General features: G+C 65.6%; 20 protein-coding genes and 1 pseudogene. 11 read left to right on the top strand and 10 right to left on the bottom strand.

What is annotated here, in order from left to right:
* From YU9_RS45770 to YU9_RS41585, 3 genes and pseudogenes are all read right to left on the bottom strand, one after another.
* A pseudogene (locus YU9_RS45770) lies at positions 1-194 on the bottom strand (IS110 family transposase); the annotation flags it as partial.
* Between the two features lie 170 nt (positions 195-364).
* The gene (gene xerD, locus YU9_RS0116760) at positions 365-1,324 is read right to left on the bottom strand and encodes a site-specific tyrosine recombinase XerD (protein ID WP_027573895.1); all 960 of its coding nucleotides are present in this window, start codon (positions 1,322-1,324) and stop codon (positions 365-367) included.
* Between the two features lie 17 nt (positions 1,325-1,341).
* Positions 1,342-1,488 carry a hypothetical protein gene (locus YU9_RS41585; protein WP_035669499.1) on the bottom strand — a complete coding sequence of 49 codons (147 nt, stop codon included), beginning with the start codon at positions 1,486-1,488 and terminating at the stop codon, positions 1,342-1,344.
* 173 nt (positions 1,489-1,661) lie between these two features.
* Between YU9_RS41585 and YU9_RS0116750 the strand changes: the two genes are divergently transcribed.
* From YU9_RS0116750 to YU9_RS0116740, 3 genes are all read left to right on the top strand, one after another.
* Positions 1,662-2,285 carry a shikimate kinase gene (locus YU9_RS0116750; RefSeq protein ID WP_027573894.1) on the top strand — a complete coding sequence of 208 codons (624 nt, stop codon included), beginning with the start codon at positions 1,662-1,664 and terminating at the stop codon, positions 2,283-2,285.
* A complete protein-coding gene (aroB, locus tag YU9_RS0116745; protein WP_027573893.1) occupies positions 2,282-3,430 on the top strand; it encodes a 3-dehydroquinate synthase in 1,149 nt (382 codons plus the stop codon). Before YU9_RS0116750 ends, aroB begins: the two co-directional genes overlap by 4 nt.
* Before the next feature lie 93 nt (positions 3,431-3,523).
* On the top strand, positions 3,524-4,828 hold the full coding sequence (locus YU9_RS0116740; RefSeq protein ID WP_027573892.1) for an HlyC/CorC family transporter: 1,305 nt from the start codon (positions 3,524-3,526) through the stop codon (positions 4,826-4,828).
* Positions 4,829-4,957: 129 nt separating this feature from the next.
* Here YU9_RS0116740 and YU9_RS0116735 read toward each other — a convergent pair whose 3' ends face one another.
* Positions 4,958-5,227 (bottom strand): BolA family transcriptional regulator, encoded by a 270-nt coding sequence (locus YU9_RS0116735; protein ID WP_027573891.1) that lies wholly within the window; start codon positions 5,225-5,227, stop codon positions 4,958-4,960.
* Between the two features lie 127 nt (positions 5,228-5,354).
* Here YU9_RS0116735 and YU9_RS0116730 point away from each other — a divergent pair, with 127 nt between their 5' ends.
* Complete coding sequence (locus tag YU9_RS0116730) at positions 5,355-5,987, top strand: J domain-containing protein (protein WP_027573890.1); 633 nt, start codon at positions 5,355-5,357, stop codon at positions 5,985-5,987.
* A 214-nt stretch (positions 5,988-6,201) separates the two neighbouring features.
* Here the strand turns inward: YU9_RS0116730 and YU9_RS0116725 are convergent, their stop codons facing one another.
* Positions 6,202-7,296, bottom strand: a complete 1,095-nt coding sequence (locus YU9_RS0116725) for a citrate synthase/methylcitrate synthase (RefSeq protein WP_027573889.1) — start codon at positions 7,294-7,296, stop codon at positions 6,202-6,204.
* A 72-nt stretch (positions 7,297-7,368) separates the two neighbouring features.
* On the opposite strand from YU9_RS0116725, the gene YU9_RS0116720 reads away from it, so the two are divergent.
* Together YU9_RS0116720 and atzF are read left to right on the top strand one after the other, a co-directional pair.
* Entirely contained in the window at positions 7,369-8,586 is a 1,218-nt protein-coding gene (locus YU9_RS0116720) for a citrate synthase family protein (RefSeq protein ID WP_027573888.1), read from the top strand.
* A 112-nt stretch (positions 8,587-8,698) separates the two neighbouring features.
* Positions 8,699-10,084, top strand: a complete 1,386-nt coding sequence (atzF, locus tag YU9_RS0116715; RefSeq protein WP_036017328.1) for an allophanate hydrolase — start codon at positions 8,699-8,701, stop codon at positions 10,082-10,084.
* A 261-nt stretch (positions 10,085-10,345) separates the two neighbouring features.
* Here atzF and YU9_RS0116710 read toward each other — a convergent pair whose 3' ends face one another.
* The 5 genes from YU9_RS0116710 to YU9_RS0116690 all read right to left on the bottom strand — a co-directional run bounded on the left by YU9_RS0116710 (position 10,346) and on the right by YU9_RS0116690 (position 14,747).
* Complete coding sequence (locus YU9_RS0116710; protein WP_027573886.1) at positions 10,346-11,071, bottom strand: Crp/Fnr family transcriptional regulator; 726 nt, start codon at positions 11,069-11,071, stop codon at positions 10,346-10,348.
* An 87-nt stretch (positions 11,072-11,158) separates the two neighbouring features.
* The gene (locus YU9_RS0116705; protein ID WP_084298967.1) at positions 11,159-12,037 is read right to left on the bottom strand and encodes an ABC transporter ATP-binding protein; all 879 of its coding nucleotides are present in this window, start codon (positions 12,035-12,037) and stop codon (positions 11,159-11,161) included.
* A complete protein-coding gene (locus YU9_RS41580; protein ID WP_051380407.1) occupies positions 12,025-12,804 on the bottom strand; it encodes an ABC transporter permease in 780 nt (259 codons plus the stop codon). The genes YU9_RS0116705 and YU9_RS41580 overlap by 13 nt, the downstream gene beginning before the upstream one ends.
* Positions 12,801-13,802, bottom strand: a complete 1,002-nt coding sequence (locus YU9_RS0116695) for an ABC transporter substrate-binding protein (protein ID WP_027573884.1) — start codon at positions 13,800-13,802, stop codon at positions 12,801-12,803. The genes YU9_RS41580 and YU9_RS0116695 overlap by 4 nt, the downstream gene beginning before the upstream one ends.
* Positions 13,803-14,087: 285 nt before the next feature.
* Positions 14,088-14,747, bottom strand: coding sequence for a DedA family protein (locus YU9_RS0116690; protein WP_027573883.1), 660 nt, complete (start codon positions 14,745-14,747; stop codon positions 14,088-14,090).
* Positions 14,748-15,045: 298 nt separating this feature from the next.
* Here YU9_RS0116690 and cobS point away from each other — a divergent pair, with 298 nt between their 5' ends.
* The 5 genes from cobS to YU9_RS0116665 all read left to right on the top strand — a co-directional run bounded on the left by cobS (position 15,046) and on the right by YU9_RS0116665 (position 21,170).
* The gene (gene cobS / locus YU9_RS0116685; protein ID WP_027573882.1) at positions 15,046-16,044 is read left to right on the top strand and encodes a cobaltochelatase subunit CobS; all 999 of its coding nucleotides are present in this window, start codon (positions 15,046-15,048) and stop codon (positions 16,042-16,044) included.
* Positions 16,045-16,090: 46 nt separating this feature from the next.
* Positions 16,091-17,992 (top strand): cobaltochelatase subunit CobT, encoded by a 1,902-nt coding sequence (gene cobT / locus YU9_RS0116680; RefSeq protein WP_027573881.1) that lies wholly within the window; start codon positions 16,091-16,093, stop codon positions 17,990-17,992.
* Positions 17,989-19,068, top strand: coding sequence for an esterase-like activity of phytase family protein (locus YU9_RS0116675; protein ID WP_027573880.1), 1,080 nt, complete (start codon positions 17,989-17,991; stop codon positions 19,066-19,068). Before cobT ends, YU9_RS0116675 begins: the two co-directional genes overlap by 4 nt.
* 234 nt (positions 19,069-19,302) lie before the next feature.
* Entirely contained in the window at positions 19,303-20,415 is a 1,113-nt protein-coding gene (locus YU9_RS0116670; protein ID WP_027573879.1) for an NADH:flavin oxidoreductase/NADH oxidase, read from the top strand.
* A 347-nt stretch (positions 20,416-20,762) separates the two neighbouring features.
* A complete protein-coding gene (locus YU9_RS0116665) occupies positions 20,763-21,170 on the top strand; it encodes a hypothetical protein (RefSeq protein ID WP_027573878.1) in 408 nt (135 codons plus the stop codon).
* Positions 21,171-21,350 lie beyond the last annotated feature (180 nt).

Below are 21,350 nucleotides of genomic sequence, written 5' to 3'. Positions count from 1 at the left end.
AGTTCCCGCGCCCAGTAATGCGCCCCGCCGCAGGCTTCCATCCCGACCTTCGTCGCCGGCAGCCGTGCGAAGAAGGCCAGCATGTCACGCCGGCGCAGTTTCTTGCGCAGCACCGGTTGCTCCGCTGCGTCAACCCCATGCAGCTGGAAAACACTCTTGGACGTATCCACTCCAATTCGGATAACCTCGCTCACGGACGGCTCCCTTGTCTGAGATCTAAACCGACCTCATTCTGGCACACTGATGCCGTCGGGGGGCCGTCCACCCCAACAGGAGCACGGGCCCCGGCTCTGCGTCGCCATAGCGCGTCGAAGACGCGCGTAAACGCGCTTACGTCACGCTGCGCCGCGTCCGGGCACGAGACCTATGACTTCTCCGCTAGCGGATGCAGATCCCGCACCAGGCTCTTCAGCCGCTCCTCGACCACATGGGTGTAAATCTGGGTCGTGGAGATGTCGGTGTGTCCGAGCAGGGTCTGCACGATGCGCAAGTCCGCGCCGTTGTGCAGCAGATGGCTGGCGAAGGCGTGGCGCAGCACGTGCGGGGAGACCAGCCGGGCCTGCAGGCCGGAGGCAACCGCAAGCTCCTTGAGGTCGCGGGCGAAATGCTGCCGCGTCAGATGCCCGCTCTCGCCGAACGAGGGGAACAGCCATTTCGAGGCGGCCACGCTGTTCTTCTTGTCGGCCTTTGCAGCCTCGGTCGCGGCGAGATAGTCCGCCATCGCCTGCCGCGAGGCGTCGTTGAGCGGCGCCAGGCGTTCCTTATTGCCCTTGCCGCGCACCACGATCATGCGGGCGTCGCGCTTGGCCGCCGAGCGCGGCAGCGCCACCAGCTCGGAGACGCGCAGGCCCGTGGCATAGAGCACCTCCAGCAGACAATAGAGCCGCAAGGCGCGCAGCCGTTTCGAGGGCGAAGCATCTTCCGCCTCGCTCAACTCCTTGGCGCGGCGGAGCATGCGGTCGACATCGGCGATCGACAGCACCTTCGGAAGGCCGCGGCCGCGCTTGGGCCCGGACAGGATCGCCGCGGGATCGTCGGTGCGGATGCGCTCGTTCAGCAGGAAGCGGTAGAGATGCCGCATCGCCGACAGCCGCCGCGCGACGCTGGTGGATTTGAAGCCGCGGGTATCGAGATCGGCGAGGTAGTCGCGCAGGATCTGCGTCTCCGCGTCCGCGAAACTATGGCCGACGCGGCCCAGAAATTCCGAGAAATCAGTGAGGTCGCGCCGATAGGCGTCGAGCGTATTGGGCCCGGCGCCCTGTTCCGCGGCGAGCATGTCGAGGAACAGGCCGGTGAGCTTGGTGTCGGAGGGCTTTGCGCGCATTCCCTGGAGGCTAGCTCCTATTTCTTGAGAAACTTATCCGGCGGGATCGTCACCGTCATTTCCCGCGGCTTCGGATTGACGAAGTTCGCCAGCGCGAAGACCACGCCATAGACGATGCCGGCGATCACGGCGACGACCGTCAGGAAGCGGAACAGGCTGGGCATCGTTCTGGGGTCTCTGTACGGGACTTGGCCGGCAAATTAACCAATGAAATCATCCAACATGTTCGCCGTTTCGTGGCAAGAGTCCACTGGCGAGGGCCCCTGCGGGGTCGTATAGGTGGCCAAACCATGCCGCATTCGGCGGCAGTTCGAGCGAGATCCAATCGAGCGAGACAATGTCCGACGCCGCGTTGCCGATTCCTGCTTCGCCTGAGGCCGACATCCTGTCGGCGCTCGGTGCGCGCTCGATCGTGCTCGTCGGCATGATGGGCGTGGGCAAATCCACCATCGGCCGCCGCATGGCGCTCAGGCTCAAGCTGTCCTTCGTCGATGCCGACACCGAGATCGAGGCGGCGGCCGGCATGACCATACCGGAAATCTTCGAGCGCCACGGCGAGACGCATTTCCGCGACGGCGAAGCCCGCGTGATCGCGCGCCTGCTCGAGGGTGGCCCCGTGGTGCTGGCGACCGGCGGCGGCGCCTTCATGCGCGAGGAGACACGGACCCGCATCGCCGCCAAGGCGGTCTCGATCTGGCTCCGGGCGGACCACGACGTCATCATGCGCCGCGTGCGCCGCCGGGCCGACCGTCCGCTGCTTCGGACCGCCGACCCCGAGGGAACCGTGACGCGCCTCCTCACCGAGCGCGAGCCGGTCTATGCCAATGCCGACCTCACGATCGCCTCGCGCGACGTGCCGCACGACAAAATCGTCGAGGAATGCATCGCGGCGCTGCACGCCCATCTCTGCGGCGGACAGGCCGCCCAACCACCTGCCGACGTTGCGAGTGCCGTACGATGACTGCGCCGTTGAAACATTCCGATCCCGTCAAGGTCGACGTTGCGCTGGAGAATCGCGCCTATGACATCGTCATCGGCCGCGGCGTGCTGTCGTCGCTCGGCGAACGCGTCGCAGCCTTGCGCCCCGGTGTTCGCACGGCCATCGTGACCGACCGCACCGTCGCAAAACACTGGCTTGAGCCGACCGAAGCGTCGCTCGCAGCAGGCGGTATTCCGACCTCGCGCATCGTCGTCGAGGAAGGCGAGATCTCGAAAACCTATGCGGGTCTGGAAAAGGTCAGCGAGGCCCTGATCGCCGCCAGAATCGAGCGCAACGATCTCGTCATCGCGCTCGGCGGCGGGGTGGTCGGCGATCTCGCCGGCTTTGCCGCCGCGATCCTGCGCCGCGGCGTCGATTTCGTGCAGGTGCCGACCTCGCTGCTGGCGCAGGTCGATTCCTCGGTCGGCGGCAAGACCGGCATCAACTCGCCGCAGGGCAAGAATTTGCTCGGCGCCTTCCACCAGCCGGTGCTGGTCGTCGCCGACACCGCCGTGCTCGACACGCTGTCGCCGCGCCAGTTCCGCGCCGGCTATGCCGAGGTCGCCAAATATGGCGTGCTCGGCGACGAGGCCTTCTTCACCTGGCTGGAAAAGAACCATTCCGACATCTTCAAGGGCGGCTCCGCGCGCGAGCATGCGATCGCGACCTCCTGCCGCGCGAAGGCGGGAATCGTCTCGCGCGACGAGCGCGAGACCGGCGAGCGCGCGCTGCTCAATCTCGGCCACACCTTCGGCCATGCACTGGAAGCGGCGACCGGTTTCTCCGACCGCCTGTTCCACGGCGAGGGCGTCGCCATCGGCATGACGCTGGCGGCGCAGTTCTCGGCGAAGCTCGGCATGATCGGCGAGGAGGATGCGGCGCGCGTCGAACGCCATCTCATCGAAGCCGGCCTGCCGACGCGCTTGCAGGATATCGCGGGCTTTGCGCAGGAAGGGCTCGCCGATGCCGACGCGCTGATGGCGCTGATGGCGCAGGACAAGAAGGTCAAGCGCGGCAAGCTCACCTTCATCCTGCTGGAGGCCGTCGGCCGCGCGGTGATCGCCAAGGACGTCGAGCCGGCGCCGGTGCGCGACTTCCTGAAAGAGAAGCTCGCGCAAAAGGCCTGATGCGCGGCTGAGCTTTATTTCGCCAAAGCGTTTTCGAGCGAAGTGGATACAGGTCGCGTCAGGAAAACGCGTCAAAAGTAACTAGAGTGGTGCATGGACTGGCTCGGATTCACCATCGTCGTCCTCTGCCTGCTGGTCTCGGCGTTCTTCGCCGCGAGCGAGACCGCGCTGACCGGCGCCTCGCGCGCCAGCATGCTGCGGCTGTCCAAGCAGGGTAATCGCGACGCCGACGTCGTCTCGGACCTGCTCGACATGCGCGAGCGCCTGATCGGCGCGCTCCTGCTCGGCAACAACATCGCCAATATCGGGGCATCCGCGCTCGCCACTGCCATCTTCACCTCCTGGTTCGGCGATGTCGGCGTGCTCTACGCCACCGGCGTGATGACTGCGCTGGTCGTGATCTTTGCGGAAGTGCTGCCGAAGACCATTGCGATCAACGCGCCGGATCGCATGGCGCTCGCGGTCGCGCGCCCGATGCGGCTGACGATGTACGTGCTGGGGCCGCTGCTGCGCATCGTCGAGGTCATCGTGCGCCTGCTGATGCGGCTGTTTGGCTTGGCCGGCGAGCATCAGGCCATTCTGTCTCCGACCGAGCGCCTGCGCGGCGCGGTCGACCTGTTGCACCACGAAGGCAAGTTCGAGAAGCAGGACCGCGACATGCTCGGCGGCCTCTTGGACCTGCGCGAGCTCCAGGTGTCCGACGTCATGATCCATCGTACCGAGATGATGATGATCAATGCCGATCTGCCGCCGGAAGAGCTGGTGCGCGAGGTGCTGGCGACCGAATACACCCGCATTCCATTGTGGCGCGAGAAGCCGGAGAACATCATCGGCGTGCTGCACGCCAAGGATTTGCTGCGCGCGATCCGCGCCTCCGACGGCGATACCTCGCGCATCGACGTCTCCACCATCGCGCTGCCGCCGTGGTTCGTGCCGGAGATGCGGCCCGTCTCCGAGCAGCTCAAGGCGTTCCGGCGCCGCAAGACCCATTTCGCGCTCGTCGTCGACGAGTACGGCGAGGTTGAAGGCCTCGTGACGCTGGAAGACATCCTGGAAGAGATCGTCGGCGACATCTCCGACGAGCACGATGTCGTGGTCGCCGGCGTGCGCGCCCAGCCGGACGGCTCCGTCGTGGTCGACGGCTCGGTGCCGATCCGCGATCTCAACCGCGCCATGGACTGGCACCTGCCCGATGAAGAGGCGACGACAGTCGCGGGCCTCGTCATTCACGAGGCGCGCTCGATCCCCGACCGCGGCCAGAGCTTCACCTTCCACGGCTTCCGTTTCCGCGTGCTGCGCCGCGAGCGCAACCGCATCACCGCGCTCCGCATTTCACCGGTGCCGCGCGAGGCCGAGCTGGAAGAGGCAAAGCCAAGAAGGGCCGGGACGTCGTTTTAGTCTGCTTACATTGCTGACTTGCATCGTCATTCCGGGGCGCCCGAAGGGCGAACCCGGAATCTCGAGATTCTCAGGGGCGCAATTGCGCCCCGTAGTTCGATGCTTTGCATCGCCCCGGAATGACGGAGGCTACCCTTCCCCCGGCGCCTGCGCATTGATCGCGAGCGCGTGCACGCCGCCGGAGAGTTCCGCGGCCAGCGCCGAATTTATCATGCGATGGCGGTCGACCCGGCTCTTCCCTTTGAAGGCGGCAGACACGATATATACACGGAAGTGCGTCTCGCCGCCCGGCCGATGGCCGGCGTGGCCCTCATGCAGATGTGACTCGTCGACGACTTGCAGGCTTTCAGGCAAGAAAGCTTCCTGCAACTTGTTGCTGATGGTATCTTTCATAGCCATGTGTGCCATTAAGGTGCGCGATCGCGACCCGTCAATACCCGGACGTCCGAGGTAAGAGCGACCGGGTGCTCAGCGAATTGCAATGTCAAGACTTGAAGGTTTTTGCATTGCGTAGTCAAAGTCAGCCATGCCGATCGATTCATCAAAGTTCTTCGACTCCATCCGCGTGAAGCCGCGGGGCAAGCAGCCCGAGGTGAAGCCGCGCGACACCGTGGTCAACTGCGAGTGGGCGGGCTGCGCGAACAAGGGGTCGCATCGGGCGCCGAAGGGACGCGAGAACCAGCGCGAGTACTGGCACTTCTGCCTGGACCACGTGCGCGAGTACAACCAGAACTACAATTTCTTCTCCGGCATGAATGCCGAAGCCGTCGCGCGCTATCAGAAGGATGCGCTGACCGGCCATCGCCCGACCTGGAAGATGGGCGCCAATGGCGGCAAGAAGGGATCGGAGGCCGAGATCGATGGCGCCTTCGATCCGTTCAGCATGTTCTCCGAGATCAACGGCCGCGCCAGCTGGCGCCGCGGCCCCGAAGCTCAGCCCAAGGCCGAGACGCGCAAGGTGATGAACGCCGAGCGCAAGGCGCTCCAGGTCATGGGCCTCGGCCCCGATGCCACGCTCGCCGACGTCAAGACCAAGTACAAGGCGCTGGTCAAGCAGCACCACCCGGACGCCAATGGCGGCGACCGCTCCACCGAAGACCGCCTGATCGAGATCATCAAGGCGTATAATTATCTGAAGACGGTGGTGCGCGAGGCGTAGGCCATCTTGCCGCAGCTAGCTCCACGCGCTCGGTCTCCACTTCTCCCCTTGTGGGAAAGGTGGCGCGAAGCGCCGGATGAGGGGTTGCTTCCGCAAACTTCACTGTAAGAGTTTCACTCGCGGACAGAACCCCTCACCCGTCTCGCCGCTGAAGCGGCGAGCCACCCTCTCCCGCAAGGGGAGAGGGAAAGTACGCCGCTCCATCCTGGCTTCCTCACGCTTCCGGCATCGCCCCCACATAGGACGAGCTCGGCCGGATCAATCGTCCCGTGCGCTGCTGCTCGCGCGCGTGCGCGGTCCAGCCCGCGGCGCGTGCCATCGCGAAAACCGGCGTGAACGCCTGCCGTGGAATCGCCAGCGCATCGAGCAGGATCGCGGTGAAGAACTCGACATTGGTCTCCAGCGGCCGATCTGGATTCTTCTTGCGCAGCGCGCTACGGATGTAGGCCTCGACCTCGCCGGCAAAGGGCAGGTCGGCGCCTTCAGCTGAAAGCCGCTCGATCGCGGCCTTGAGCACGTCGGCGCGGGGATCGCGCACGCGATAGACGCGATGGCCAAAGCCCATCAGCCGTTCGCCGCGCGCCAGCGCCGCATCCACCCATGGCTGGATGCGCTCGCTGGAGCCGATCGCATCGAGCATCTCCAGCACCGGCTCCGGCGCGCCGCCATGCAGCGGACCGGTGAGTGCGCAGTAACCGGCGGTGACGGCGGCGAACAGGTCGGCCTGGGTCGAGGCCACCACGCGCGTGGTGAAGGTCGAGGCGTTCATGCCGTGATCGCAGACCGTGACGAAATAGGCATCGAGCGCGGCGACTTCGCGCGGCTCCGGCGCGGGGCCGCGCAGCATCCGCAACGTATCGGCCGCATGGCTCGCATTCGGATCAGGCGCGACCGGCGGGAGTCCCTTGGCGCGACGAACCAGCGCGCCCGCAATCACCGGAAACGCACCGACGATGGTCGCCTCGTGCTCGAGCCCGTTCTCCGTGCGAAGCCCGGCGACCGCGGCGCGGAACCCGTCGACAATGCCCATGCCGTGCGTCGCGGGTAACAGGTCGGGCAACCGCGCAAAGGCGCGCTCGCGCGCCACGCCGAGGCTTGCCCGCACATTGGCTTCGCTCAAGCCGGTCTTGCGCGCGCCATTCCAGAGCCGGGCGGTGACGCCCTCGAAACTCGACTGGCTTGCCAGCCGGCCGACATGCTCGCCGGCGACGATCAGCTCGCCGCGCTCGCCGTCGACATGGCTCAGCACGGTCTCGGCCGCGGGAACGCCGTCCAGCCCGATCTGGCTTTTGGCGAGGTGGATGTTCATGGCCTGTCTCCTTTCACGGTGGAAAGGTCGGACGTCTCGACAGATTGATCAATCTTGATTACATAAATCAATATGAAAAATTCCGATGGGCTGTACCTCTCCGCCCGGGAAGCCGCCGCCGAGCTCGCGATCTCCCCGGCCACCCTCTATGCCTATGTCAGCCGCGGCCTGATCCGCTCCGAGCCGACGCCGGACTCGCGCAAGAACCGATATCGCGCCGAGGATGTCCGGGCGCTGAAGGAGCGCCGCGTGCCGTCGCCGGAGCCGCGCGGCCTGCGCAGCTTCGACGCCGACCTGCCGGTGATGGACACCGAAATCTCGACCATCACCGAGGAGGGCGCGATCTATCGCGGCGTCAATTGCGTCGATCTTTCCGAGAGCGACACGCTGGAGCACACCGCGACGCTGCTCTGGGACGTCTCCGGCGTCGATCCGTTCGATCCGGACAATCAGCCGGAGATCTCCGAGGAGATGCGCACGATCGCAGCGGCCGCGCGCCGGGCGGCGCCGATCGACCGCGCCATCGCCGTGCTGGCGCTGGCCGCGAGCGCCGATCCGCGCGCCTTCACCCGTGCACCTGATGGCCGCGCCATGGTCGGCGCGCGCATCGTCCGCCTGCTGGTTGCGACCATGCTCAATGCCGAGCCGTCGGCCGAGCCGCTGCATCAGCAGGTCGCGCGCGCCTGGGCGGCGGACAACAAGCACGCGGGCGATCTGATCCGCCGCGCGCTGGTGCTGCTCGCCGATCATGAACTGAACGCCTCGACCTTCACCGCGCGCTGCGCGGCCTCGACCGGCCTCAATCTCTACGATGCCGTCATCGCCGGGCTCGCCGCGTTGAAAGGGCCGAAGCATGGCGGCGCAGGCGTCTTGGCCTCACAACTCGTCAAGACGCTGGTCGACCGCGACGTCGAGCCGATGGTGCGCGAGCGCGTCGCGCTCGGCGAGCGTTTCGCCGGCTTCGGCCATGGCGTCTACAAGCGCGGCGACCCCCGGGCGCAATCGCTGCTCAACGCCCTATCGCGCGCCGGCGCGCCGCGCAAATTCACCCGCGAGGTGCCGGAGCGCATCGCGGAAGCGACCGGCGAATTCGTCAACATCGACTATGCGCTCGCCGTCCTCGTGCACGCGCTGCGGCTGCCCGCCGGCAGCGAGCTCGCGCTGTTCGCGATGGCCCGCAGCGTCGGCTGGATCGCCCATGCCAGCGAGCAATTGCAGTTCGGCAAGTTGATCCGGCCGAGAGCGAGGTATGTCGGACCGGCGCCGGGACGGAGGGCGGGGAGTTCGTGATCGCTCCCGCTTGCGGCCCGGTTCACGGCGGCAGCAGGAGCGCTTAATTGCTTTCCGTCGCGTCCACCTCCGGGCACGCTTGCAGCACCTTCGATCTTCTCGGGAGCCATTTGTGTCGCAAGCCGCCGCCCTAACTCGCCGCCGCCGCCCCCTTCGCACCTCGGCCGAACTGAGCTCGGCGATCGCGACGGCATATGAGCGCATCGAACGTGACCAACACCGCAATTGCTGGATCTATGTGAGGCCCATGGAAGAGGCGCTGGCGGAGGTCGAGGCTCTCGCACGGCGAGGCGCACAAGGCGAATTGCTGCCTTTGCTCGGTGTGCCTTTCGGCGTGAAGGACAACATCGACGTGGAGGGCATGCCGACCTCGGCGGCCTGTCCGTCCTTCACCTATGTTGCGGAGCGATCGGCCCGGTGCGTCGAGCGCCTCGCCGCGGCCGGCGCAATCTGTCTCGGCAAGACCAATCTGGATCAATTCGCAACCGGGCTGTCCGGCGCCCGGTCACCTCACGGTGCCTGCCCAAGTGCGGCCGATGATCGCTATGTCTCGGGCGGATCGAGCTCGGGCTCGGCCGTCGCCGTGGCGGCCGGTCACGTTGCCTTTTCACTTGGCACCGACACTGGCGGCTCAGGCCGGGTGCCGGCAGGTTTCAACGGCATCATCGGAATCAAGCCGACGGTCGGACTTGTCTCGTCCCGCGGGCTGGTTCCGAACTGCCCCACCCTCGATTGTCCGTCGATCTTCTGCAATTCCGTCACCGAGGGCAAATTGTTGCTGGAGCTCATCGAGGGCTTCGACGAAGAGGATCCCTACAGCCGCGAAGCGCGCGGCCCGTCATCCGCTGTCCCCAACGAATTCCGCTTCGGGCGCATTTCCGCCCGTCAGCTCAATTCATTCGGGTTGCCCGAATGCGACGCGCTTTACGAACAGGCTTGCGAGGGGCTGGTGGGACTGGGAGGCGAGGCCCTCGAGATCGACTTCACGCCTTTCGCCGAGGCCGGCGAAATGCTCTTCTCGGGGCCGTGGATCGCCGAACGCTACGCAGCGGTCAGCAAGCTTTTTGACATCGATCATGGTGATCTGCTGGAGGTTACGCGCAAAGTCCTGCATTCTGCAGCGCAATTTTCAGCGGCCGACGCATTCGCGGCGCAACATCGTCTCCTGAAGTTGCGGCGCCAGGTCCAGCTCCTCTTCAAGCGGATCGACGTCCTGGTCGTGCCGACTGCGCCGCGTCCTTTCATCATTGCGGAAATGCTGAAAGACCCCATCGCGCTCAATACGCGTCTTGGTCACTACTCCTATTCCGTCAATCTTCTGGATCTGTGTGCGGTGGCGCTTCCCAATGCGACGCTCACCAGCGGCATGCCGATGGGCGTCACCCTGCTGGCACCCGCATGGCACGACCACGCTCTCCTGGACTTCGCCTCGCGATGGCAGCGGGACGATGGCGGCGCTCTGTTCGGGCTGAACGTCTATTCGCGTACCTTCAGCTAAAGCATGACGAGATGAGGCTTGATCGCGGCAACGAGGCCAGTGCACTCCCTCTCCCGCTTGCGGGAGAGGGTTGGGGAGAGGGTGCTTCGGCAATCGAGAACCCCCGTTTGGACAGAGCCCTCACCCGGCGCTTCGCCATAGCCGAGGCTTTGCCTCGGCGTCTTTTGAGATGACGGCCGCCGGAGGCGGCCTACGCCTCTCCCGCAAGCGGGAGAGGTGAACGACCGCCGCGGCAATCATTCAATCTAAAACCATTCTGCTTTAGACGATTTCGAGGTCGAGCGCGCGCAAATTCAGAATGACGATCAGGCCCCTGTCGTAGCGGATGATGCCTCTCGCCTGCATGCGAGAGAGCTGTACCGTCACCCATTGTCGCGTCGCTCCGATCAGGTTGGCGAGATCGCCATGGGTGAAAGGAATGCCGAGCACGATCTCGCGGCCGTGCTGCGAGCCATAGATATTCGAGAGAAAGATCAAAAGACGCTGCAACCGCTCGGTCACCGATCGTGTGCCGAGCATTTGCGCCATGGCCGAGTAGCACCTTGCCTTGAAGGCCAGCGCATCCAGCAGCGCCACCGCGATGGTCGCCGACTGAAGCGCAAGCTCGCGCAGCGTGGGGCCAGGCAAAAACAGGAGCCGGCTGCGCTCGATGGCAACTGAAGACCACATATGCGCTCCGGAGCCGAAGAGGTCGGGCCCGCCGACGAAATTGCCGCCGAACCAGTAGGCGAGCGTCACCTCACGCCCCGAAGGTGCTGCGTAATAGCTGCGGATCCGGCCGGATTCGATCAGATATATGCCGTTCTGCGTGTCTCCCTGGCGCCAGATATGCTTGCCGGTATCCAGAACCTCGGGGCGACCGATTGCCAGCACACGATGCCGGTCGGCCTGGCTCAGATGGTCGAGCAAGCCTGGCAGCGATCTGACCAAAGCGTCCGACTCCGCCAGCATGATCCCCGCTGTCGTCTTGAGAGTTGCCGCTGACATCTGCCCGCTCCCTCGTAGCTGGGGCAGATCCATTCAAGAGCTATGCCAGCCTTCGCAACGGCCAAATTGGAGCGAGCCCATCGCGCTTTAGGTCACCGCTTCCATTTGCTCGAACGCCTTGCGGCCTTCGGTCCGGATCAGGTCAAGGCAATCCCGCTTGAGCGCGAGATAGGCGGGGTCGGTCAGAATAGCGCTGGAGCGCGGGCGCGGCAGGTCCACGGAAAGATCCCGCAGGATGCGGCCCGGCCCGGCGCTCATGATCAGCACGCGATCCGACAGGAGAATGGCTTCGTCAATGTCATGGGTGACAAAAACGATCGTGGCGTTGATCCGGTCGCGCAGTTCGAGCAGGTTATCCTGCATCACGGCCCGGGTCTGCGCGTCCAAAGCACCGAAGGGTTCGTCCATGAGCAGCACACGCGGCTGGTTCGCGAGGGCGCGAGCAATCGCCACCCGCTGCTGCATGCCGCCTGAAAGCGTATGCGGATAGGCGCTCGCGAATTTTGTCAGCCCGATCATGTCGATCAGGTCGTCGGCGATTCGAAGCGCCTCCGTTTTCGACTTGCCGAGCGCGCGCGGTCCGTGAGCGATGTTACGCCGCACCGATTTCCAGGGGAACAGATGCGGTTGCTGGAAGACCATCCCGATATCCGGTCGAGGTGCCAGCATCGGCTTGCCGGCCACCGTGACCTCGCCTTCGAACGGCCGCTCGAGGCCCGCCATCGCGTTCAAGAGCGTAGACTTGCCGCAGCCCGACGGACCAACCAGCGAGACGAACTCACCCGGCATCACGGCCAGGGACACCCGGTCCACCGCAATGACCTCGCCGCGCGGCACATCGAACACGATGCTCAAATCCTCGACCCGGATGATCGCTTCCGGCACTGCCGATGAAGGCTCCGGCACAGCGTCCACGAGCCGGAGCGGTGAGGTCGGGCGAAGCGGGTTGTGCATCATCGCCACCATACGGCGCGCTCGGCAATGGCCGCGAAGGAACGATCGGCGACGAAGGAGAGCAGTCCGAGTGCCGCCAGCCCTCCCATGACCTGTCCGGTCTGCATGTTCTGTTGCGCAATCTCGATCCGGTAGACGATGCCGGCGAACGCGCCTGCCAGCTCGGCGGCGACAAGCGTGTAAAAGGAGATGCTGACGGCGGTGCGCAGGCCGACAACGATGTAGGGAAGCGCCCCGAGCAGGATGATTTCCGAAAGCATCTGCCGACGCGGCGTGCCGAGCATCAGCGCGGCGCGAATGAGGCCGCGATCGACCTTCTGAACGCCGATATGGGTCGCGAGCCATACGGTGAAGAACACGCCCCAGACGACCAGAAAGAGTTTGCCGGCCTCCGACAAGCCAAACCAGAGGATCACGATCGGCACGAAGGCGATCGGGGGGATCGGGCGAAGGATATGAAACAACGGCGAGAGCAGGCTCGAGAGTAGCCGGAACCGGCCCGTCAGCACGCCGAGCATGATCCCGCCCGTCGTCCCGATCAGAAAACCCACGGTGACGCGGAACAGGCTCGCTGAAAGGTCGCCGAAAAACTGGCCGCTGTGGATCCAGTCAAGGACGGCGACAGCGACCGTCGACGGCGGCGGGAAGAGCACCGCGTTGACGATCCGCGAGCGCGCGATCAATTCCCATACGCCGACGAAAGCCGGCACGGAGAGCGCGCCGACAAGCACGCTCAGGCGTCCGGCCATCGTCGCACGGTTGTGCCCGCCGGTGCTCATGGATTGGCCGACAGTGTCACACGCGCGGGATCAAGCGCCTTCAGCGGCGCCGCCGCAATGACCTTCGAGAAATCAGGCATCCCCGCCCCCGGCGGGTGATTGCCGGTCTCTAGCCGCCAGGCCGCGTGCGTCTTCAGCGTCTCGAGCAGCTTGTCGTCGAGGCGCACGTGATAGACGTAATCCGACCAGATCGGCGCCAGCTCGTCGCGCTTCATGCCGGTTGCGGTGGCAACAATGTCGATCGCTTCGTCCGGATGGGCCTTCACCCAGCCTTCCGCTTCAATGAGAGCCGCCAGGAATTTGCTGACGATTGCCGGGTTTGCCTCCAGATAGGGCCGCGTCACGACGATGTTGAAGGTCTCCGAGTAGAGACCCCTGGTATCGAGCAGGACGGCCCCCTCGCCGAGCGCCTTCTTTGCATTGGCCAGGTGCGGCTCCCAGGTGTCGAACGCCTCGATGCTCCCGGCCGCCAGTGCGGGAAGCATCTCCTGGGGGCGAAGGTTGACGAGCGTGACGTCCTTGGCGGTCAATCCCGCCGCCTTCAGCAAAGCAGAGGTATAGACCTCGCTCCCCGTGCCGGCTGTGAAGCCGATGCGTTTGCCGCGCAGATCCGCTTTGGTCCTGATCGCGGCGGACGCGGCCGTCATCGTCTTCAGATCCGAGTACTCCATGCCGGCGACGAAGGCGATCGGCTGCTGGGCCATTGCGGCCGCCGTGACCGGGGCTTCGGCCGTGGTCGCGATATCCGCTCCTCCTCCCATCACCGTGTCGAGGCACTGCTTTCCGCTGGTGAAATTCGAGACCGAGATATCGAGTCCCTGCTTGCCGAACAGGCCGTTCGCCTTGGCGACAATCGCGAGGGCCGAGATCGGTGCGAGGTTCTGCGCAAGCCGTGCCTTAAGGACCTCTTCGGCTTTGGCCTGGGAAGCCGGATTCAAGATGCCCGCACAGGCCGAGATCGCAAACGAGACCATGCGAAGAGCTGTTTTCGCGCGCATGCAACCACCTCCGGTCATGTCGGCGGCCGCAACGGCCAGCCTGTGATTGGAGGGTCATCCGAAGCCAATGCGCCGTGAAGCAATTAATCGACAACGTGTCCCGCTGACGAACATTTGCGCATCGCGGATCCGTAGCGGATCGCAATTTGAGCAAGGGAGAGCTCTGTTTGCCCGCCTCTTGTGCGTGCTGGCCGGCCTGCGGTCCTCATCCAACGCCGGCTATTCGGCTGTCGTGCTTGAGAGGAGCAAGGTCGAGGCCGCGACCGGACGCCGGGCGTCGCGCCATCAGGCCCGTGGTTTGGCTTCCGCGACCGCGCTGCCGTGCCGGCGGCGGATGGTCCAGATCGCAAGGCCGACTACGATCGCAACCCCCACCACGGTCAAAATCCAGATGTGCTTGCCCACATGTCCATGATGATGCAGCCCGGCATATTCGTGCAGCGCCGAGATCGCCAGCACGCCCGGCAGCACATGCGCCGGCGCCCAGAGCAGGATCGCGGGAACGTTCACCGCGTAGAATTTCGCCGGCGCCATGCCCAGCGCGCCGGCGGTAACAGGCACGAAGGCGCGGATCGGCGGCACGAAGCGGGCGAAGAACACGGCCCAGGTGCCGAAGCGGTTGAAGAAGCTTTCGCTCTCCGCGACCACGCGCGGATAATTGGTCAGTGGCCAGGTGTTGAGGATCTCGCGCTGCTGCCGGTGCCCGATCCAATAGGCCGATCCGTCACCCAGCACCGCGCCCAGCGCCGCCGCCAGGAGCACCCATGGCAGCTGCAGCTCGCCGCCCGGCACCAGGGCGCTCAGCGCCAGGATGATGGTCGAGCCGGGGATCACCGATCCCACCACCGGCACGGCTTCGAGCAGCGCCGCCAGGAACAGGATCAGATAGGCCAGCCACGCATGGGCCGAGACGAAGGAGATGAGGGGATCGAGGAAGGACGTCACGTCGTCTCTGTGGCGGGCTGGCGTGCGGGGCTTTGGACCTTACATAGATAAGGAGAGCCGGCGAAAGTGCCATTCGCGTAGGCTGGGCCGTTCCCCAGGTGCGAAATGCGGGCGTGATTCGCAAGGCAGCCCTCCAAAATCTGCGTTCCTTGCCTATCTAAATGAAAAGACAATGGAACTTTGATTGGAGGGCGGGCTTCTGCCCGCCACTTGTCTCTGATAGGTTGTTTTCCAGCACCCAGCCGCAGCCAACGTGCGAATAACTGGTTTCGGGACCGCCCGGGACCTCGGAGGATTGATGACGACCGCCGCCCTGTCCAAAGTTGAGGAAGTTTCCGGTCAGCCCGACATGAAAGTGTCGGTGCGCCAGGTGTTCGGGATCGACAGCGATCTCGAAGTCCCGGCCTATTCCGAAGTCGATCCTCATGTGCCCGAAGTGGATTCCGATTACCGCTTCGACCGCGCCACCACGCTCGCCATTCTCGCCGGCTTCGCCAAGAACCGCCGCGTGATGGTGACCGGCTATCACGGCACCGGCAAATCCACCCATATCGAGCAGGTCGCCGCCCGCCTGAACTGGCCCTGCGTGCGCGTCAACCTCGACAGCCACATCAGCCGCATCGACCTCGTCGGCAAGGACTCCATCGTGGTCCGCGACGGCAAGCAGGTCACCGAATTCCGTGACGGCATCCTGCCCTGGGCGCTGCAGAACAACGTCGCGCTGGTGTTCGACGAATACGATGCCGGCCGCCCCGACGTGATGTTCGTGATCCAGCGCGTGCTGGAAGTCTCCGGACGCCTGACGCTCCTGGACCAGAACAAGGTGATCAAGCCGCACCCGGCGTTCCGCCTGTTCGCGACCGCCAACACGGTCGGCCTCGGCGACACCTCGGGCCTCTATCACGGCACCCAGCAGATCAACCAGGGCCAGATGGACCGCTGGTCGATCGTCACCACGCTGAACTATCTCAGCCATGACGAGGAAGTGGAGATCGTGCTGGCCAAGGCCAAGCATTATCGCAGCCAGGAGGGTCGCGACATCGTCAACAAGATGGTGCGCCTCGCCGACCTCACCCGCAACGCCTTCGCCAATGGCGACCTGTCGACGGTGATGAGCCCGCGCACGGTGATCACCTGGGCGGAGAACTCCGACATCTTCGGCGATATCGGCTTTGCGTTCCGCGTCACCTTCCTCAACAAGTGCGACGAGCTCGAACGTCCCCTGGTCGCCGAGTTCTACCAGCGCTGCTTCAATGCGGAGCTGCCGGAATCGGCGGTGAACGTCGCGCTGAGCTGAGCTTTGAGATGTCGTCCCGGCCTTCCGGGACGACGGACAGGGTGAGATGACCACCTCCAACTCCAAATTCCGCAGCAACAAGGAAGCGCCGACCGAGCCGTTCAAGCGCTCGGTCGCCTCCTGCCTCAAGGCGATCGCGAAATCGCCCGAGCTCGACGTCTCCTTCGCCGCCGAGCGCCCGGGCCTTGCGCCGGGCAAGGCGCGGCTGCCCGAGCCGGCGCGCAAGATGACCAAGCGTGATGCCGCGATCGTGCGCGGCCACGCCGATTCCATCGCGCTCAAGCTCGCCTGTCACGATCCCAAGGTTCATCGCAAGCTGATGCCCGGCAATCCGCAGGCGCGCGGCGTGTTCGAGGCGGTGGAGCAGGCTCGCGTCGAGGCGATCGGCGCGCGCCGCATGGCCGGCGTTGCCAAAAACCTCACCGCGATGCTCGACGACCATTTCCATCGCGGCAAGTTCGACGAGATCACCGACCGTGCCGACGCGCCGCTGGCGGACGCGCTGGCGATGCTGGTGCGCGAGCGCCTGACCGGCATGGCGCCGCCGACGGCGGCGAAGAAGATGGTCGACCTCTGGCGTCCCATCCTCGAAGACAAGATCGGCAGGCGGCTCGACCGGCTCGACGGCGTGCTCGAGGACCAGACCCGGTTCGGCGACGCCGTGCACGATCTGTTGTCGGCGCTCGAGCTCGGCGACGAGCGCAACGCCGACAGCGAGGACAATGACGAGAACGACGAGAACCAGGACGGCGACAACGATCAGTCCGGCGCCGAAGGCTCGCCCGATTCCGACGCCGCGCAGGAGATGAGCGCCGACCAGGCGCAGGCAACAAGCGAGGAGATGAGCGAGAGCGCGATGGAAAGCGCGCAGGCCTCGACCTCGGATACGTTCGACGACGGCGAGCTCGGCGACGACGAGACGCCGGGCGAGGCGACGCGTCCGAACGCGCATGGCAGGAACGAGCCGCGCGGGCCGGAATATCACGCCTTCGCGCCCAAGTTCGACGAGGTCATCGCGGCCGAGGATCTCTGCGATCATGACGAGCTGGAGCGGCTGCGCGCCTATCTCGACAAGCAGCTCGCGCATCTGCAAGGCATCGTCGCGCGCCTCGCCAACCGGCTGCAGCGCCGCCTGATGGCGCAGCAGAACCGCGCCTGGGAGTTCGACCTCGAAGAGGGCATCCTCGATCCCGCGCGCCTGTCGCGCGTCGTCACCGATCCCTATCACCCGCTGTCCTTCATGCACGAGAAGGAGGCGACGTTCCGCGACACCGTGGTGACGCTGCTGCTCGACAATTCCGGCTCGATGCGCGGCCGCCCGATCACGGTCGCCGCGACCTGCGCCGACATTTTGGCACGCACGCTGGAGCGTTGCGGCGTCAAGGTGGAAATTCTCGGCTTCACCACGCGCGCCTGGAAGGGCGGGCAATCGCGCGAGGCGTGGCTTGCCGCCGGCAAGCCGGCCAATCCCGGCCGCCTCAACGATCTCCGCCACATCATCTACAAGTCGGCGGATGCCCCCTGGCGCCGTGCGCGAAAAAATCTCGGCCTGATGATGCGCGAGGGCCTGCTCAAGGAGAACATCGACGGCGAGGCGCTGGACTGGGCGCACAAGCGCCTCTTGGGCCGGCCCGAGCAGCGCAAGATCCTGATGATGATCTCGGACGGCGCGCCGGTCGACGATTCCACGCTGTCGGTCAATCCCGGCAACTATCTCGAGCGGCACCTGCGCCACATCATCGAGGAGATCGAGACCCGCTCGCCGGTCGAGCTGATCGCGATCGGCATCGGCCATGACGTCACGCGCTACTACCGCCGCGCGGTGACGATCGTGGACGCCGAGGAGCTCGGCGGCGCCATCACCGAAAAGCTCGCCGAGCTGTTCAGCGAGACCAACACCGCACCAACACAAGCGGCCGGTCGCCCGCGACGCAAATTGCATTCGTGAGCACGCTTTCATCCCGCCGCAGCTTTCTTGGGCACGCAGCGGCGGGATTCTCCACTCTCGCGCTCTCCCGCCTCGCGCAGGCGCAAGCGGCGACCGAGCCACGCGAGCTCCAGGTCGAGCACGCCGTCGCCGCGCCTCGCAGCGTCGAGGTCAACGCGCGTCCGATTCCCAATTTCGAACCGCGCGACCGCACGCGCACGCGCTTCGGCTCGCTGGAATATCGCAGCGGCCTGGTGTTGACCTCGTCCTATCGCGGCTTCGGCGGCCTGTCCGGCATCCGCTTCCTCGACGGCAAGGGTGAGCGCTTCGTCGCGATCTCCGACCAGGGCGGCTGGTTCACCGGCAGCATCCGTTATTCCGGCCGCGACATGGTCGGGCTCGCTGACGTCGAGGCCGCGCCGCTGCTCGGCGCCGAAGGGCGGCCGATCACGGACAAGCACCTCTGGTGGGATTCGGAATCGATCGCGCGCGACGGCAACCTCGTCTATGTCGGGCTCGAGCGCGTCAACCAGATCCTGCGCTACGATTTTGCCAAGGGCGGCACCCGCGCCCGCGGCGAGGTGATCAGTGTCCCGCCGGCCTTGCGCAAGCTGCCCTCCAACAAGGGGCTGGAGGCGATGGTGGTCGTGCCGAAAGGCAAAGACCAGAACTTGCCGCTCGCGGGCACGCTGATCGCGTTCTCCGAGCGCGGGCTCGATGCCGACGGCAACCTCCTCGCCTTCCTGATCGGCGGTCCCGCGCCCGGCCAATTCAGCGTGCGCCGCACCGAGAAATACGACATCAGCGATGCCGTGCTGCTGCCCTCCGGCGAGCTCTTGATCCTCGAACGCAAATTCTCCTGGTTCACCGGCGTCAACATCCGCATCCGGTCGATCCCCCTCAAATCCATCGCGCCGGGTGCGCTGGTCGACGGCCCCGCGCTGTTCGCCGCCGATCTCGGCCACGAGATCGACAACATGGAAGGCATCGACGCCCACGTCACCGCCGACGGCGAGACCGTGCTGACGCTGGTGTCGGACGACAATTTCTCGATGCTGCAGCGGACCTTGCTGCTGCAATTCACGCTGGCGGAGTAGGGCAGTCGCTCTCCCCGTCATTGCGAGCGCAGCGAAGCAATCCAGAATCTTTCCGCGGAGGCAGACTGGATTGCTTCGCTGCGCTCGCAATGACGATGGGGAGGCTGGCTCGCCTCACACCGCCATTGCGGAAATGCACGCCGAGGCGACCCGCTATTCCCCCGCGCGCCTAGCAATCCGCGCGTCGCTCACTACACTCCCTGCATTGCCCCTCCATCTCCCGGAACTCCCCGCATGAGCACCCTGTTTAACCCGATCAAGCTGCGCGGCCTGACCTTGAAGAACCGCGTCGTGGTGTCGCCGATGTGCCAATATTCGGCCGAGGACGGCGTCGCCACCGACTGGCACTTTACCCACATCAACAATCTCAGCCTGTCGGGCGCTGCGATGTTCTGCATCGAGGCGACGCATGTCGAGGCGATCGGCCGCATCACGCCGGGCTGCCTCGGGCTCTACAGCGATGCCTGCGAAGCCGCGCTGAAGCAGATCCTCAGCTCCGTGCGCAAGCATTCCTCCGCGGCGGTCGCGATGCAGCTCGCGCATGCCGGCCGCAAAGGCTCGAGCGCGCGGCCCTGGGACGGCGGCCAGCTGATTCCGGAAGGGCAGGGCGGCTGGCAGACGGTGGCGCCGTCAGCGGTGCCGCACAAGGAAGGCGAGGCCGCGCCGCTGGCGCTGGATGCGGCAGGCCTGAAGCGCATCCGCGAGGCCTTCGTCGACTGCACCAAACGCGCCGCGCGGCTCGGCATCGACGCCATCGAGGTGCATGGCGCGCACGGCTATCTCCTGCATCAATTCCTGTCGCCGATCTCCAACCGGCGCACCGACGAATACGGCGGGTCCTTGCAGAACCGCATGCGCTTTCCGCTCGAAGTGTTCGACGCGGTGCGCGCCGCGTTCCCCGCTGACAAGCCGGTCGGTATGAGGGTGTCATCGACCGATTGGGTCGAGGGCGGCTGGGATCTGGCGCAGACGATCGAATTCGCGAGAGCGCTGAAAGCCCGCGGCGTCGACTGGATCGATGCCTCCTCCGGCGGCGTCTCGCCGCTGCAGAAGATCCCGCTCGGCCCCGGCTATCAGGTGCAGTTCGCGGAGACCATCCGCCGCGAGACCGGATTGCCCACCATCGCCGTCGGCCTGATCACGGACGCTGGGCATGCCGAGGAGATCGTGGCATCCGGCAAGGCCGACATGGTCGCGCTCGCCCGCGGCATGCTCTACGACCCGCGCTGGGCCTGGCACGCCGCCGCCGCGCTCGGCGGCGAGGTCGAAGCGCCCCCGCAATATTGGCGCTCGCAGCCCTCGACGCAAAAGGCGCTGTTCGGCAAGACCACGTTCGGCGCGAGGTGATTTCTTCGGGACTTAGTTTGGCGCGACAGCGGCCCTCCAATCTCCGCTATCGTCCCGGACAAGCGTCGGCGCAGATCCGGGACCTCCGCGCGCGCTTGCGCTCGTCGCCATACCGCGTGATCTATCGATCGTGGAAGGTAAGCGTAGCGACGAGTCTTCACCAAACGCCTCCCTTGGCTATGGGTCCCGGATCGGCGCGCGCTTTGAGGCGCGCTTGTCCGGGACGACAGCGTTTATGTGGCGCGACCACCGGTCCAGCCGCCTCACGCATCCGTAAACCACCTCGCCTTCCACCCACCGCAAAACTGGCCTAACCTCCGTTGCTCAACGCCTCACGGAGGCCGGCCATGCGTTTTGGTATCCGCAAAACTGCCCATGTGTTCGAGCGCGTGGCTCTTGCGATGGCGGGGGCGGCGTGTGGCCTGTTCGTCGGCGCCTATGTGGGATCTGCGATCCCCACGCTCACCACGCAGGGATTCCTGCTGCTGATGATGGCCTTGGGCGCGGTCGGCTTCTATCTCGGCATCGACACGCCGCAAATGCCTTTCGACGACGCGCACAGCGAGATCGACGCCGCGGAATTTCTCAGTTCAGCCGGCACGCTCTGCGCCACGCTGACTGCGCTCGCCTCCGTCGCCGTGATCGTGCTCCGGCTCGATCCGCACCTGGCCTGGACCTGGCTCGTCTTCGCCGGCTGGATCGCCGGCGTCGCCATGCAGATCGTCGCCGGCACCAAGGCCAGGATGCGGACGTAGCCTTCTCTTACCCTCCCCTGGAGGGGGAGGGTCGATCGCGCGCAGCGCGAGCGGGGTGGGGTGATCTCTCCACACAGGCACCGCTTCGGTGGAGAGACTGTCACCCCACCCCGTCACGCAATCTCGCTTTGCTCGATCGCGTGCCGACCCACGGGCGAGCTACGCTCGTCCCGGACCCCT

This window comes from Bradyrhizobium sp. WSM1743 (genome assembly GCF_000473065.1).
GTDB lineage: Bacteria > Pseudomonadota > Alphaproteobacteria > Rhizobiales > Xanthobacteraceae > Bradyrhizobium.
This window is presented reverse-complemented; position numbering and strand designations above follow the sequence as displayed.

What these genes read in the sequence shown, in the direction of transcription:
- aroB (WP_027573893.1), top strand. Translation starts at nt 2,282, where the DNA reads ATGACTGCGCCGTTGAAACATTCCGATCCCGTCAAGGTCGACGTTGCG.
- YU9_RS41585 (WP_035669499.1), bottom strand. Translation starts at nt 1,488, where the DNA reads ATGCCCAGCCTGTTCCGCTTCCTGACGGTCGTCGCCGTGATCGCCGGC.
- YU9_RS0116670 (WP_027573879.1), top strand. Translation starts at nt 19,303, where the DNA reads ATGAGCACCCTGTTTAACCCGATCAAGCTGCGCGGCCTGACCTTGAAG.
- YU9_RS0116695 (WP_027573884.1), bottom strand. Translation starts at nt 13,802, where the DNA reads ATGCGCGCGAAAACAGCTCTTCGCATGGTCTCGTTTGCGATCTCGGCC.
- xerD (WP_027573895.1), bottom strand. Translation starts at nt 1,324, where the DNA reads ATGCGCGCAAAGCCCTCCGACACCAAGCTCACCGGCCTGTTCCTCGAC.
- YU9_RS41580 (WP_051380407.1), bottom strand. Translation starts at nt 12,804, where the DNA reads ATGAGCACCGGCGGGCACAACCGTGCGACGATGGCCGGACGCCTGAGC.
- YU9_RS0116735 (WP_027573891.1), bottom strand. Translation starts at nt 5,227, where the DNA reads ATGGCTATGAAAGATACCATCAGCAACAAGTTGCAGGAAGCTTTCTTG.
- cobT (WP_027573881.1), top strand. Translation starts at nt 16,091, where the DNA reads ATGACCACCTCCAACTCCAAATTCCGCAGCAACAAGGAAGCGCCGACC.
- YU9_RS0116740 (WP_027573892.1), top strand. Translation starts at nt 3,524, where the DNA reads ATGGACTGGCTCGGATTCACCATCGTCGTCCTCTGCCTGCTGGTCTCG.
- YU9_RS0116710 (WP_027573886.1), bottom strand. Translation starts at nt 11,071, where the DNA reads ATGTCAGCGGCAACTCTCAAGACGACAGCGGGGATCATGCTGGCGGAG.
- YU9_RS0116725 (WP_027573889.1), bottom strand. Translation starts at nt 7,296, where the DNA reads ATGAACATCCACCTCGCCAAAAGCCAGATCGGGCTGGACGGCGTTCCC.
- YU9_RS0116665 (WP_027573878.1), top strand. Translation starts at nt 20,763, where the DNA reads ATGCGTTTTGGTATCCGCAAAACTGCCCATGTGTTCGAGCGCGTGGCT.
- cobS (WP_027573882.1), top strand. Translation starts at nt 15,046, where the DNA reads ATGACGACCGCCGCCCTGTCCAAAGTTGAGGAAGTTTCCGGTCAGCCC.
- YU9_RS0116720 (WP_027573888.1), top strand. Translation starts at nt 7,369, where the DNA reads ATGAAAAATTCCGATGGGCTGTACCTCTCCGCCCGGGAAGCCGCCGCC.
- YU9_RS0116750 (WP_027573894.1), top strand. Translation starts at nt 1,662, where the DNA reads ATGTCCGACGCCGCGTTGCCGATTCCTGCTTCGCCTGAGGCCGACATC.
- YU9_RS0116730 (WP_027573890.1), top strand. Translation starts at nt 5,355, where the DNA reads ATGCCGATCGATTCATCAAAGTTCTTCGACTCCATCCGCGTGAAGCCG.
- YU9_RS0116705 (WP_084298967.1), bottom strand. Translation starts at nt 12,037, where the DNA reads ATGGTGGCGATGATGCACAACCCGCTTCGCCCGACCTCACCGCTCCGG.